Here is a 13,991-nt window from a genome sequence, read left to right as displayed (position 1 = left end):
TGTCCCTCATCAAGGCAAAACCCAATTGTAAAACTTATTTTTCGAGAAGCCCTAAGGGCAATAGAAAAGGGATGATACCTACCGTTTTTCAGTAGGTTTTTGATAATTAAAACCCAAATTCCGGATTTCTAAACCCTTACTACTATGAGGATTAAACTACACGCCGCAAGCGGAATACTCACGTTCGTTTTTGCGATTTATTTTTCTTCAGTGCCCATAGATGCCGCCTATGGGCAAGCCGAAGCAGCTGAACCGCCTGCTTCCACCTTTCAGCCCGCTATGTCCATTGGTTTAAGCTCGGGCACCCATGCCTTTTTTGGTGTTGATGCCACATTGAGGGTCATAAAGCCCGTCAACTTCCGCATATCCTACAACCGCATGCGCATGAATGTAGAAGGGCTTAGCTTTAATGCCTCTTCGCTCGGGTTCTCCGGACAGAGCCTGATTCTGAGCTCCGATCTTGACCTCAGCACCCTTGGGCTGATTGCAGAGTTGCCCATTGGGGAAAAACGCTCTTTCCGCCTCATGGGCGGCGTGATGGTCAATCTCAATAATTACATCAATGTCAATGGTGAATTTGCAGAAGGCGTAGCAGTCAATGACTACGAACTGACGCCTGATCGCATTGGCACCATCAATGTCAATTACACCACGGGATCTGCCGTTTACCCTTACTTTGGGCTCGGATTCGGCCGTTCGCTTGGCGTGAGGCACCTGAGCTTTGCGTTGGAGGCCGGAGCTATGGTGAGAGGGCGCCCGGATATCCGGTTTAATTCAACAGGCCTGTTAAGCGACAATGCCCAAAATGGCCCGGTCCTTTCCGAAAACTTTAAAAATGTACGGGTACACCCCTCGGTAGGCTTCCGGTTGGCTTATAAATTTAATTTACCAAAAGACTTGTTTGGCTTGCGCCCGGGAGCAGAGGGGACCTCCGAAATGGTGGATGCACCGAAGCCCTTTGCAAAAGAGCGTCTTCAAAACGAGACCAAAGAACAACTTACAGATGCCAACCCGGCACCGCCAAAGCAGGCCATACCAACGGCCTCACCTTATCTTATTGTGAAGGGCGCTGCCGTTGATGCCGTTACCAATGCGGAGCTGCGTCAGGCTTATATAGACCTGTACAAGGTACTCCCCAACGGCGACAAAACGCTGGAGCGTACCGGGCCCTATCCTACCGGGCAGTTCACTCTTGGCCTTGATCCTGGAGATACCTATGAGCTTAACATCACCGTACCTGGCTATAAGCCGTTCAAGAAGGTCCTTAAAGCGGACCCCGGTGGAGCCTCCAAGACAATCACACAACATTTCGCGCTCGAAGCCGAGCAGTAAATCCTGAATCATCCAATCCAAAAATATTATGAAAAAGCTATTCTTAAATACCCTACGGCTAAGCGCAGTTCTAATGCTTGCCTTTTTGGTAACTACTTGTACAGAGGAAGCCCGGGAGGATTTGATAGAAGGGTACGTTGATGGCGTCAACCTCAACATTAATACTGATATCTTCCGGGTGCCCGTTGCCTTCTACTTTGGTGATGCCAACCTGGACACAGGCGGTGACGCTCCCGATAACCTCACCATTACCATTGAGGGCCCGGATAAGGACCTGATTTACTCTACAGACGGTAAGCGGGACTTGAAACCCGTGGCAGGCTTCCTCGAAATAGGATTAGACAAAGACGTCATGATCACCGAGGATGACCCGCTGGAACTAACGGTCATTGCAGAAGCTCCCGGTTATATAAAAACCATTCAGAATATTGTACTCTACGATACGACGTATCAGTACATTCCGGTCAATATGGTGAGCCTTAATGCCCCGCCTAAAGGGGTAAGCCTTCAGTTGGGAACGACTGCTGCGGACGCTGACGGTGTTATGCAGGACACCGCATTCTCGACCCCAATGGTCGCCGGCAAAGAGGAAATGGCTAGTGTCAGGCTCAAGCAAGGTACTAAAGTCATGAATGCACAGGGGGAAGAGCTTATCGGTGACATTGAGGTGCAACTGGTACATTTCGACAACCGCAGCGATGAATCCCTGGCCTCCTTCCCTGGTGGCTTCACGGCTACCAACGTAGTAGACGAAAATGGCAATGAAATGGAGCCGGTAGAATTTGTAACCGCTGGTTTTGTTGCACTGGATATGTTTGTTGGCAATGATGAGGTGACCGACTTTTCTGAGCCGGTAGAAGTGGAAGTCGGGATTAATCCGGAGACCATCGACCCGGCTACAGGGCAGCAGGTAAAAGAAGGGGACATTATCCCCATCTGGTCACTCGATGATAATACCGGACAGTGGAAGCACGAAGGCGAGGCCGTTGTAGAAAAAGACGCGGATGGCAACCTTAGCGCTACGATGCTGATCACCCACCTTTCGTGGTGGAACTTTGACTACTTCTACAACTCCTGCCGCTGGTATGAGCCGGTTCGGCTGGTGATCGAATCTGACTACAACAACTACCGGGATGCGCCCTGGCTCAGAGGGCAGCTTTATGACGCTATCACCGGACGTCGTTTCAGCTACCGCCGCTACTTCAAAGCGTTGAACGGGCAAACCATCAACATGTATAATATCCCGAAGAACCGGACTTTGTACATGGAGGTATCTGAAGGCAATCAGGTCATCTACACCTCGCCTCCATTTACGACCATCTGTAACTCTACCACAGTCCTGGATATGAAGACCTTTGAACCCCCGAGCCCGTTGATGCTGGACGTCCGGTTCTCCGGTCTGTGCGAAGGAGCAGGGCCTGACATAATCATTAAGCCAGATGCTGTGATTTATTTCCGGCAAACCGGGCAGCGCTGGGAACCGCTCGCTCAGGTCATTGGCGGTGCCTTCACTACCAGCCGTCTTTTCCGGGGCGAGGTATATGACTTCAGGCTTGTTTACGCCGGCCGCACCTATGATTTTATGGATATTGTCGTGGAGTCTCAGACCCTGGAAGTGGAAGACTACAAGCTTGAGGTCGACCTTGACAACCCAGACAACCGGTCTTCTATCATTGTGGAAGATGTTGTCATCCCACAGGAATACTGCGACATCCTCCTCGGCGGCTAAAAGATACAGACGCATTTAAAGAGAAGCCCCGCCGGCGTTGTTTCGGTGGGGCTTTTTTGAGGTTACGCTTCTCCCTTGCCCCCTTGTCAACTCTTTTCAGGGAATTGGTTCTAGTGGTCTGTCAAGGCTAAAACTAGGGGTTGCCTGTGGCGACTTTTGAGGCTACTCTTCGTTGGATAACCCCTTACGTAGCGCTGCTATGCGCGGGAACATCCGCCTTGATTAGCCTCAAAATTCCCTCCCACTCAACCCATAAATTAACACTTGACAGACCACTAGTACCTCCTCCTAGCCCCGGCGCTGTAGCAGCCAGGCGAAAGCGGCCAGCGGGGGACAGGCGCTGCGCTTGAGGTAGGGGCGTTGGAGCTCAATGCAGAGCTTCCACACTTCATACACGCCGTGCACGGCAACGCCTGCCTGGCTCAAGCCCAAAAGCGAAGGGCGGACTTTACGCTCCACTCACCAGCATCACGGGCAACACCTCTCCCCCGTGCCCCGACGCTGTAGCCAGCTATGGCGCAAGCGTCTGGTTGTTAAATCCTGACAAGCTCCGCTTCGTCATGGACGGGGCCGGGGGGTGGACTCAACGCTATCCCATCTCATTAATCCTGTCAACCTTTTTTAGGAGATGACAGAGAGAGGTGGGGGTGACTAAAAAAAGACCTTCATCTCTTCCGGGCAGTACCGGCTGGTAAGCGAGCAAATTCAAAGCCTGGGAAGGATGACCGGCGGCTGGTACAAGAGCCTGTGACAACAGGCAGGAGGGACGTTCACTAACGCTACTAGCCCCGCCTTTTGCCGATGTGTTTGGCATCTGCCTCAAGGCAGCAGCACCGGACGGCCATCGGACTATAATGAACGCACGCTCTGACTGGCAACTTCACCTAGCCAGACTCTGGCTTACAGCACTGGGCTGTGCATACTCCCGGGCAAGACGGAACCCGTTGTTGTTGTTCCGATTATCTGTGTTGTTTCCTGCCCTGTGGAATAATGCGATAGCATTCCGGCTTCTGCCGGATTCCACAGGGCTGATTGCGATTCGCAACGCGACAGTTGTTAGTATTGTTGTTCCACGACCCGCCGCGTTCACCCTGTGAAATAAGACTTCAGGCGCTTCTTTAGGTACATTTTGCCATAGTGTGTCTTGAAGTATTTTTCTCTTTTGAGCGCATCCTCTTGTGATAAGCAAGCTTCGTAGTATATCAACTTTAAGGGACGGCGATGCTTCGTACTCATTACTTCTCCCTTTTGATGCGCCTGAAGTCTTGATTTTAAATCTTTAGTATAGCCAGCATAGTTTTTACCATCTACCTCGCTTTGTAAGATGTAGACAAAGTAAAACTGTTCCATAAGCAAAGATTTAAAATCATTTCACAGGGGAGCACACGACGACAAGCTCATTACATGACTGCCCATTGCAATTTATGAAATTTATTCGCCTGCGGCGAATTAAAAGCCAAAAGAACAAAAGAGTAATCAGCCTATCGGCTGAACTAAAAGAAACAGAGGGTAAATTAGTCCCGGGCAAGACGAAAACCGAGGTCGTTGAACCGGTCACCTGTGCTGCTCCTGTAGCGACTCGCGACACGACAGTCGTTAGTAATGAGGAACAACGACCCGCCGCGCACAACACGACGACCACAATTGCCATCATTACTTTCCAACCAGGCACTCCCATCCTCTGGAGCTCCCTTATAATCCTCATGCCAGCAATCCTGCACCCACTCCCACACATTCCCACTCATATCATACAGGCCCAACTGATTGGGCTGCTTCTGCCCCACCTCGTGCGTACGGCTATTACTGTTCCCGTAATGCCAGGCCACCGCGTCAATATCGTTACTACCGCTGTATAAAAACGCATCTTTAGCCCCCGCTTCCCCGCCCCGGGCTGCGTATTCCCACTCCGCTTCTGTGGGCAGGCGGTAGTTTTGACCCGTCTTTTGGCTCAGCCAGTCTGCATAGGCTACCGCATCATTCCAGGAAACATGAATGACAGGATGGCGATATTCTTCTTGGGGCCTGACCTGACCGGATACATCACATTTCCAGTTTACGCCCTCCTTTTCTTCAAAATCGCTACCCGTCCAGATATAACTCCAACCTTCTTTGTCGGCATCCGTTTTATAGCCGCTATCCTCAATGAATGCAGCAAATTGACCCACCGTCACCACATGCACACTCATATAAAAGGTATCCACCGTCACTTTATGGGCAGGTTGTTCATCATCATCGCAATCCCCATCCCGCTCCTCGCTCGCGCAGCCCATGGTGAAGGTGCCGCCCGCCACCCGCACCATCTCCAGTCCGACTTCGCCCTCCGTGGCTTCATCGGACGGAGGTGGGCACCCCTGCAGCTCCTCCACACCCGCCTCCTCCGGGCAGCGGTCATCGATATCCGGTATACCATCCCCATCGGTATCGGGGCAGCCACGCAGAGCTTCGGGGCCCGCTTCTTCCGGGCAGCGGTCGGAGGTATTGGGAATGCCATCGCCGTCGGTATCGGCTTCATTAGGATCCTCGTCCAATACGGTTTGTTGGAATGTATGGGTTACAAGCGCCACCGGATCTGCTTCCGCATCGGCAATTTGCAACTGGAAACTCCCAATCGAGCCATCTCCGCTCATCACCTGTGCCTGCCAGTTGGCAGGGGAAGTGTCTTCGGACAGCTCAAAGGTGTAGTAGCCCTGGGCATCCGTCTCCAGGGAAGGCTCCGGGAGATTCGGGATGCGCAGGGGTGTGTTCGCCAGGGGCTCCTCCGTCAGGCTACCCATAATTCGGCCGCGGTACCGGCGCAGCGGGCAGTCCCCACCCACGCAGCGCCCGGTGTTGTCGATGCGAAAGAGGCGGCCGTTTTTGGCGACTTCGGCTTGGCCATTGTCGTCAAATTCGCTGGCGAGGTTGTACCGGGCGGGCAGGACGACCTCCCCGTGTATGTCGCGATAGCCATACAGACCGGTAGACCTGTCTTCAAAGAGGAGAAGCTTATCTTCATCCATGCAGGCGGCAGGGGGTTGTATGGTTACGGTATTTTGCCAGATGGCTTCGTCCGTTCCACATCTATTCGCTACCCGGAGCTGCACGGTATAGGTGCCGGGCTTAGTGTAAGTCACTGTAGGCTGTCGCTGCCGGCTTTGCTGCCCGTTCCCAAAATCCCAGGCGTAGTCTGCGGCGCCCTGTACGTCCGGGCGTGGGGCAAAGCGGTAGGGCGGGCAAACGGTAATGGAGTCGACACCGCCAGATAGAATGCGGGGGGGTACACTTAGCGTTATGAGCTGCGACCGCTTCTGATAACCACGCTGCCCTTTGCCACACCGCCCAAAGGCCAGCACCTCTAGCTCCAACTGCCCGCCGCCGACCTCGTACCGGTGCCCGATGGTGTCTGCCTGCGACAGGGTATCTAACTGCCCGTCCCCCCATCGTACGAAGTACTCCTCAATGGTTTGCCCGGCGGGCACGATCCGCAAGCGCAGGGTGTCCCCACGACAGAGGTCTGTGCCGTTCAGCCACTCCAACTCCGGAGGTGCCAGGCATTCGGCAAGCGGTACGCCGTATTCGTTTTGTGGGGACAGCAGCGTCAGCAGGTTCGGCTCCAGTGACCAGTCTTCAAAGAAACCGGCAGGTAGTGCGTTTAGAGCCCGCCGGGCAGCAGCACGGTCCTCACGGTAGAAATCAATCAGCCCCAGCGCATGCCGGGCAGCGGGCAGGGTATCTACCTGCTCAAAGAAAGCGGCAGCGGTACCCAACCACACTTCATCCCCCTCCTGCAAAAAACGATGGTAATCCAACAAGCCCTGATGGTAAAGGGTAAGGCTTGTGTTGGAAGCAGCAAGGGGGTAGTTACCTCCGCGCAGACCACTGGCCCGGCGGAAGTCAGCCAGCAGAGGCTCCAGGTCTTGCACAGCTGGCAGCTCTTCTCCTCCCCGCAGGCTGTCCCAGACCACGACCGCCCGGTTGTGGTAAATCAGAGCACTATCAGGCTGCGGACGCTGCTCCCAGAAAGGATTGTAGACGGACCCTTCCGTACCACTACGGTCCACATAGCCGTCAAAGGTGCCAACCATCGCTCCCAGTAGCAACAGCAGGGAGGTGGTGGTTAGCGCCCGGTAGAAATCAGCATTCAGCAGGCGCCGCCCCAGTCGTGGCTTACGGTCTTCTCTCGATGTTTTTTGCAGGAAGGTACTCAGCTGTTGTGTACGGCCGGTGGCACGAGACAGCGCTTCTTCCAGTTCTGCCTGCTGCTGCTTATTCAGGGCATGCCCCTCCAGCAAGTGGAAGAGCGCCTCTTTATTGGTCGCATCATCCGGGGCTGTCAGGAAGTTTTGCATGGCCAGTTGCACCTGAAGCTTATAACTGGCGTGCCCGCCTTCTACCGCAGGTGCTACAGCCTCCAGCTCTTCAGCCAGGGCAGCCCGGGCTTTGCGCTCCGTTTCCTTATCCAGGTCGGCCAGCAACTTCAGGCGCAGACGGGGCTGAATGGGATGCCCCTGTAGTACCGGCAGGCGGGACAGCAGCAGCATATTGTCGAAGGTGACCGGTGCGCCTATGGCTTTGCCTATAGCCAGCGTCAGCGGCCAGGTGGGCTGCGGGTAAACCAGCGCGGCTTTGAACCAGGTGAATACTTCAGGGTGATCAGCGAAGTAAGCTTTGTAGGTCGATAAGCGGTTCCAGCGGCGGTAGTTGGTTTCCGGAGGCAGGGGCGGCTGATTGTGGGCGGCCTGCCATTGGTTGAAACCAGGCATGGCGCGTTCGTCTTCCTCATCGTGGTCTTCTTCCAGGTAAGCCATCGCAGCTTGTACCCCTGCGGTATCGCTTGGGAAGACCGCCATCAGGTCGTAGAGGACCGCTTCCCGGTAAGTCCAGTCATTGGCAGACAAAGGCGTGAGCAGCAACCGGCTTTTCCAGCGGCGGTAGGTGCCCGACAGCTCGGGGCGTACCCGGTGCTCCCCTTCAGCTGTGGGATCGAGCAAAGCATGGGCATTTCCGAGCACCAGCAAGCGATGGTGCGGGTACAAACGCTGCAGTTGCTCCAGGCGCAGCCCGTTGGGATGATGGGCATTCCAGAAACGGTCGGGGAGTTTATTGTACCAGAATGCCGCCACGTGTACGTCCTGCTCCTTTAGAAAATCAAGCAGGTAGCGGTATAATTGTGCCTGATGGCTGTTGGGCGCTTGCTCATCAATCAGGAAAAGGTAGTTGGGCGGAACTGTCGTACGCCGGAATTGCACAGCCGGGAAGCCGCCGCCTTCGATCGTCTGTTGGATGGTGGCCGGCAAATCCAGTTCCTGCCGGACGCCCTCCTGCCGCAGCCGCAAAATACGGGCCAGCCGGTACAGCTCTGGCCCCGGGCGCAGGAGCTCGTCCTGTGCCCGGAACGGGATTTCGTAGGGAGGCTGATCGGCATGTGCAAAACGGGCTTTCAAGGCCGCCGACTTTTCCTCAGGAGCCGGTGGTGGTGGGGGTTTCTGGAATAACCACCTGCCCCAAAACCAAACGGCCAGGATAAGGATGGCCAACAATGCCCGCCAGGTACCTTTCGAAAAATGTAGCCCCATTGGCACCCGCTCATCCTTCTGTACCAGCAGATAAGCCAGAAATGCGTTGAGCTTGCCCACCGACAGGTCTTGTTGAGCAGTGCTTTCACAAAAGGCCTGAGTACGGTCATCGACAATACGCAAACGAACAGTGTACCCACCGGCTTTTTCATACCGGTGCTGCACAATGTAGCCCTCCGCTTCGGTGCCGTCCCCAAATTTCCATTCGTACCGGTAGCCTTCCTGCTCAGCAGCAACAGGACGGAACCGGAGACGCTCCTGTACCGAAGCACTGTCCGGCACTTCAAAACTGGCATCCGGAGGGGAAGCGCACACCACTCTGACTGATGCGGAAAAGGTATCCTGATTTTCTGCTGCTGCTGCAATTAACAACAGCTTTTTGTTATAACTACCGCTAATGGTATCCATTCGGAATATCCAGCGGACCGGATCGTCATATGAGTCTTCTACACTGCCAGTAACGGCATCCTGTAATTCCCACCTGAACCGGGTCGTTGTTGTATCGTATCCCCCACTTTGATTGTCCGCACGGAAGGGTTCCCCCAGCGTAATCACCGGATCGTGGCTCACCTTGAGCAGTCGGGGCGCCTGCTCCGCTCTGTTGGAAAGCACGTACCACAGCCCTCCTCCTGCGAGTAGCAACAACGCTCCTAGCAAAGCAACCCAGGCACTACGGGATAATCTTTCCCACCATCGGGGCGGGGGTTCAGGTACAGGGGGCGGCTCGTATTTCCGGCTTTCTTCCAGGAACTGATCGAAGAGGGCATAAAAAGCCTGTTGCTCCTCCGCATTGGTCACCAGCACCGGTGCCATACGGTATTTGAGCTGATCCGCCCGGTCTAGCTCCTTCGCACCAAACTGCTCCAAAATCCGCCACAGTTGCAGGCGCTGCCGGGGGCTTATCTGGTAGCCCGAAGCCTCCAGCCGCTGAATCAGGGATTCAAGGGGTAGTGGATTGGTATTTGGTGGTGGTTGGTTCAAAAGACGTTTTGATCTGGGGGATTAGTTTATGACGTGCTAAGCTGTTCCTTTAAATAAGCCTGCACCGCTTCCAGGTCTTCCTTGGTTTTCACCAATACGGAGAGGTTGTGGAGCAGCATTTCCTGCTGTTTTTTACGACCTTGCTCCATATATTTTTGCAATTCCAGAATACGCAGCCAGGCAATCAACTCAGCTGTGGCTGGCGATTTGCGCACAGCAGCCCCCCGGATCTGCTCAAAGATGCGGATCAGGTCTTTTAGCGCCTCCTCTGTGTAGCCCGTACTTCCACTCAATTGGGACTGCGCAATCTGTAACAGCTTATCCGATTTGGGAAACTCAATATGAAAAAAGACACAGCGCCGCAGGAAGGCATCAGGCAGGTTTTTCTCCGAGTTAGACGTCATGATAACGACCACCTGTTCAGAAGTGCCTACGGATACTTCATAGTTGTCCTGCTCCTTAATCCGGAAGGTATATGCCTCAATCTCGTTGAGGATATCGTTGGTAAAGTCACGGGGCGCTTTGTCAATCTCATCGACCAGCACCACCGCACTTTCCGGCTTTTCCGGCAATGCAGTCTTGAATTTACTGGTATCTACCGCTCCGGGGTTGGTACCTGCAATGGCCCGCCCCAGCGCCTGCAATTCAATAAAATCAGCTGTACCAAGAGCCGCTTCATTATCCTGCCGCTTGATATTGGCTGTTTGGAAATGAGAGACGGCATCATAGGTATAAAACAAGTCACGGGCGGTAGAAGTCGTCTTGGTGTTGAACACCAGCGGCTTGGGGCGAAAGGTACTATCAGGTGCTTTGCTCAGCTCATGCGCAATTTTAGAAGCCAGCAGGGTTTTGCCTGTCCCCGGCTCCCCGGTAAGCAACAGCGGCTGACCGAGGGCAATGGCCACCTCAACGGCACTGCGCAGGCCATCCTGTAGGATATACCCTTCCGGGTCAAAGGCGGTACGGGAAAACTTTCGGTTCAGTATCTTCATGATGTGGTGTGGTTTATCGTGTCAATCAGGCGCTGCAGCTCGACCACAACGTCATCCATATAATAGCTATCCTCTGTTTTGAAGTAGTCCGTATACTTCGTGCGGCGGGGGAGTTGATTTTTGTAGCGGTTAAACCACTGTTTGAGGTCTTTTTCTCCAAGGCTGTTCAACTCCGGAAGAATTTGTACGCGGCTGCCACCAGCCCGGATAGCCGTTTTTACTTCCCCTTTCACCTCACTGTCCTCTTCTTCGAACTCAATACCCAAAAAGAAAAAGAATCCGGGGGCCTCTGGCGGAAGGGTGGAACCGCAAAATTCATCAATAAACCAAGTCACCACCTGTGGGGTAATTTCCTTATTCCAATCCATTTCAGGGATCATCAGGTAGCAGCAAACGTAATCCTGCGCCTGCAGGCTTTGCAACCGGGCACTGTGCTGCCAGAGGTACTTCAGGTCACGCTGCAGCATTGGGCCGCAGGTGTGGGTATCGACACCAAAGACGGCAAACAACTGGGAAAGGACCTCTATTTTGTAGGCTTCGATATTGTCATTGAGTTCCAGATAGATGGTCTCTGCCTGTTCTACTTTACAACGTGCACGGAGGTTAGGGTTAAGATAATCCTTCATCACGCCACGCAGTTCATAGGCAAAGCGTTCGACCAGCGCCTCGTGCTCATGCCGGTCAAAGCCATAGATATAGAGGAAATTCACCTGATGTTCCTGTGTAAGCCTAATCCCCTTAAACTGCGTGTCCTGCTCCTTCCGGTCGCAAGTGAGCCGGTGATGATCATGCAACTTCGCCGGGGGCTTTTTAGAAGAGGATTTTTCAACAGACGACTTTGTGGTAAGCAAGTCTTCCAGCTCTCGTTTGGCAGCAGCCAGCTTAGGCTTTAACTCATTCAGCTCGTGCTCAATTTTGAACTTCGCGCTGGCATCAATGGCAAGAATGAGCGCTTCTTCAAGCTTAGATATCTTCAGCTGCATCATTTTGCAACGCCGTTCCAGACCATCGATTTCTTCCTGCTTGTAGCTCATAGTTTACCTCTACCGGGGCATATTTTGAGTAAATATATGATTTTCTCAAACAATGACAGAATGTTTCGGGGAAAGCCTCCTTTTCGAAAGTGGTTGTGCTTTTACGCTGGTTTCCATAAGACAAATACCACAAAGCACCTAAACCAAGCGATACTGTTTACTCATTGTTACGATCAAAAGGAAAAACAGTTGCCCTAAAGCAGCAAAAAGCAGGACGAGACCTACAGGAAGCGCTTCAAACCGGCCCGCTTCCAATGCTCTTTATGGTGCTGCTGAAACCGGGACAAAAAAATAGCGCAAGCCACCCTATGCAATCGGACCTGCGCCGTAAAAAACTACTATATCATGTCTTTAAGCAGCAATCATGGATGCCGGAGCAGAAAACTCCAACCTGTTGATAGACTCTGTATTGTCGGTGCGGTTGTTGACGATATCCAGATTGAGGGTGTAGTGCTCAAAATCTAATGCGAAAGACTGTAGCGTGTGCGACCGGTTGAGTATTTGCTCTTCCAATTGACGCATGCCCAAAAAACCACCGACATCGGAACGGAATTTGTTCATCAGACGCTTAACCAGCTGCAGCGTGTTGCCTTCGCCTGTCTTCCGATTCAACAACCCCACAGTCAGTGCCAGCTTCATCTTTCGGTTACTCATGGTTCTTGTCTCTTAATTCAATGGTATAACTCCGAATTAAGTATTTTGTTCAGGTTTTTCACCAAAAACCTTCAACAAAAAAGCGGCTTAACCCCATTTGAGTCAAGCCGCCTACGAAAGCAAAAGTATCTTGAAAATCAGGCTTCCGCCTAATCTACATTATCGTGAAGGAAGGAATTGCCACCACGGACCTCCAGCTCATCATCATCGTTGATGCTCCAGGTGGAATGTGACTCTTCCCTGGAATCCGGCACATTATCCAGATTCACGCCCCGGCGCAGGTAGGCCGGCTCGTTCTCCAGTTCGATGATAGCCTGTGGGTTGCTCAGCTTTACGCGGTTATTGCGCAGACGTTCGCGGCGCTTACGCTCTCTTTCCAGAAACTGATCCCGGTCTTCATCTGAAGCCTCACCGCCCTCTGTGTTCACATAGGGCTCGTCATAGGAGTACCGGCCACGGCTTTGGTATTTCGCAATAGTTTCGCGCACATCATCAAACTCTACCGTGTGCCGGCCATTGCCGGAAGGCTCATACCCAATATCGGCCAGGCCCTTTTTTTTTGGCTGGTCCTCAACGGGTTTGGGCTGATCCTCATCCAGCGCAACGATCACCTTGTCATCCGCAACTTTATTCGCCTTTTTCTGCTTGTTGTGCTCAAAACCGGTAGCGATAACTGTCACGCTGATCTTCTCGCCCAGCTCTTCATCGTAGCAGTTACCCCAGATCAGGTCGGTACCGTAACCGGCTTCCTCCTGCACGAATTCGGTGATCTCAAAGATCTCGTCCATGGTAACTTCCTTCGTACCGGAAGTGATATTGAGCAGGATATGCTGTGCACCGCGAATGTCGTTATCCTCAAGCAGCGGAGAATGCAGTGCGTCATCCACAGCCCGTTTGGCCCGGTCTTCCCCTTCAGCGGAGGCAGTACCCATAATGGCTACACCGCTTTCGCGCATAACGGTGTTGACGTCCTCAAAGTCCACATTTACGTAGCCCGGTACGGTGATGATCTCCGCGATGCCCTTGGCTGCCGTGGTCAGGATGTCGTCCGCTTCCGCGAAAGCATCAGAGATGGACAGGTTGCCATGGATTTGCCGCAGCTTATCATTCGAGATGACAATCAGGGTGTCGACATTCTTTTTCAGCTCTTCCAGCCCTTCGAAGCCCTGAGAGGTACGGCGACGGCCCTCAAAAGTGAAAGGCAGCGTCACGATACCCACGGTAAGGATATCCATTTCCTTAGCTGTTTTGGCAATGATGGGAGCTGCACCCGTACCTGTACCACCGCCCATGCCCGCTGTGATAAAGAGCATGCGGCAGTTATTCTCCAGATAAGCTTTAACGGCTTCAATGGATTCTTCACAGGCCATTTTGCCGATATTTGGCTTTGAACCAGCACCCCGGCCCTCGGTCAGGTTGGGCCCCAGCTGAATGCGGGTCGTCACCGGGCTGAGTTCCATAGCTTGTGAATCGGTATTGCAAATCGCAAAGTCAACCCCTACGATGCCCTGCCGGAACATGTGCGTCACGGCGTTGCTGCCGCCGCCGCCCACGCCCAGTACTTTTATGATCGGGCTTTCATCTTTTGGCAAATCAAATACCATAACTGCTTGTTTTTTATTTTGCTGGGCTTTCCTGCTGCGCTTTGCGTGGACCCAACATGGTTAATTGAAGTATCAGCGTTCGTTTGTTGTTTGTTGCACCCCGTTTCGGT

9 protein-coding genes are annotated in these 13,991 nt (G+C 53.2%); 2 read left to right on the top strand and 7 right to left on the bottom strand.

Features of this window, described 5'->3' with window-relative positions:
- Positions 1-144: 144 nt before the first annotated feature.
- Positions 145-1,332 carry a hypothetical protein gene (locus IX84_RS16515; protein ID WP_044223304.1) on the top strand — a complete coding sequence of 396 codons (1,188 nt, stop codon included), beginning with the start codon at positions 145-147 and terminating at the stop codon, positions 1,330-1,332.
- 28 nt (positions 1,333-1,360) lie between these two features.
- A complete protein-coding gene (locus IX84_RS16510; protein WP_152605103.1) occupies positions 1,361-3,061 on the top strand; it encodes a hypothetical protein in 1,701 nt (566 codons plus the stop codon).
- 288 nt (positions 3,062-3,349) lie between these two features.
- Here IX84_RS16510 and IX84_RS33400 read toward each other — a convergent pair whose 3' ends face one another.
- From IX84_RS33400 to ftsZ, 7 genes are all read right to left on the bottom strand, one after another.
- A complete protein-coding gene (locus IX84_RS33400; protein WP_160213808.1) occupies positions 3,350-3,493 on the bottom strand; it encodes a hypothetical protein in 144 nt (47 codons plus the stop codon).
- 654 nt (positions 3,494-4,147) lie between these two features.
- Positions 4,148-4,411, bottom strand: a complete 264-nt coding sequence (locus tag IX84_RS16505) for a GIY-YIG nuclease family protein (RefSeq protein ID WP_044223299.1) — start codon at positions 4,409-4,411, stop codon at positions 4,148-4,150.
- 164 nt (positions 4,412-4,575) lie between these two features.
- Positions 4,576-9,597 (bottom strand): SUMF1/EgtB/PvdO family nonheme iron enzyme, encoded by a 5,022-nt coding sequence (locus IX84_RS34145; protein WP_052516081.1) that lies wholly within the window; start codon positions 9,595-9,597, stop codon positions 4,576-4,578.
- A gap of 26 nt (positions 9,598-9,623) precedes the next feature.
- Complete coding sequence (locus IX84_RS16495; protein ID WP_044223297.1) at positions 9,624-10,589, bottom strand: AAA family ATPase; 966 nt, start codon at positions 10,587-10,589, stop codon at positions 9,624-9,626.
- On the bottom strand, positions 10,586-11,623 hold the full coding sequence (locus IX84_RS16490; protein WP_044223295.1) for a hypothetical protein: 1,038 nt from the start codon (positions 11,621-11,623) through the stop codon (positions 10,586-10,588). Before IX84_RS16490 ends, IX84_RS16495 begins: the two co-directional genes overlap by 4 nt.
- A gap of 351 nt (positions 11,624-11,974) precedes the next feature.
- Entirely contained in the window at positions 11,975-12,277 is a 303-nt protein-coding gene (locus IX84_RS16485; protein ID WP_152605102.1) for a hypothetical protein, read from the bottom strand.
- 149 nt (positions 12,278-12,426) lie between these two features.
- On the bottom strand, positions 12,427-13,881 hold the full coding sequence (ftsZ, locus tag IX84_RS16480; RefSeq protein WP_044223291.1) for a cell division protein FtsZ: 1,455 nt from the start codon (positions 13,879-13,881) through the stop codon (positions 12,427-12,429).
- Positions 13,882-13,991 lie beyond the last annotated feature (110 nt).

The organism is Phaeodactylibacter xiamenensis (genome assembly GCF_000759025.1).
Taxonomy (GTDB): domain Bacteria; phylum Bacteroidota; class Bacteroidia; order Chitinophagales; family Saprospiraceae; genus Phaeodactylibacter; species Phaeodactylibacter xiamenensis.
The sequence above is the reverse complement of the archived record's forward strand: the minus strand, read 5'-3'. Positions and strand labels throughout refer to the sequence as shown.

Coding starts and splice junctions, on each gene's coding strand:
- IX84_RS16515 (WP_044223304.1), top strand. CDS start 145: ATGAGGATTAAACTACACGCCGCAAGCGGAATACTCACGTTCGTTTTT.
- IX84_RS16495 (WP_044223297.1), bottom strand. CDS start 10,589: ATGAAGATACTGAACCGAAAGTTTTCCCGTACCGCCTTTGACCCGGAA.
- IX84_RS16490 (WP_044223295.1), bottom strand. CDS start 11,623: ATGAGCTACAAGCAGGAAGAAATCGATGGTCTGGAACGGCGTTGCAAA.
- ftsZ (WP_044223291.1), bottom strand. CDS start 13,881: ATGGTATTTGATTTGCCAAAAGATGAAAGCCCGATCATAAAAGTACTG.
- IX84_RS16510 (WP_152605103.1), top strand. CDS start 1,361: ATGAAAAAGCTATTCTTAAATACCCTACGGCTAAGCGCAGTTCTAATG.
- IX84_RS16485 (WP_152605102.1), bottom strand. CDS start 12,277: ATGAGTAACCGAAAGATGAAGCTGGCACTGACTGTGGGGTTGTTGAAT.
- IX84_RS16505 (WP_044223299.1), bottom strand. CDS start 4,411: ATGGAACAGTTTTACTTTGTCTACATCTTACAAAGCGAGGTAGATGGT.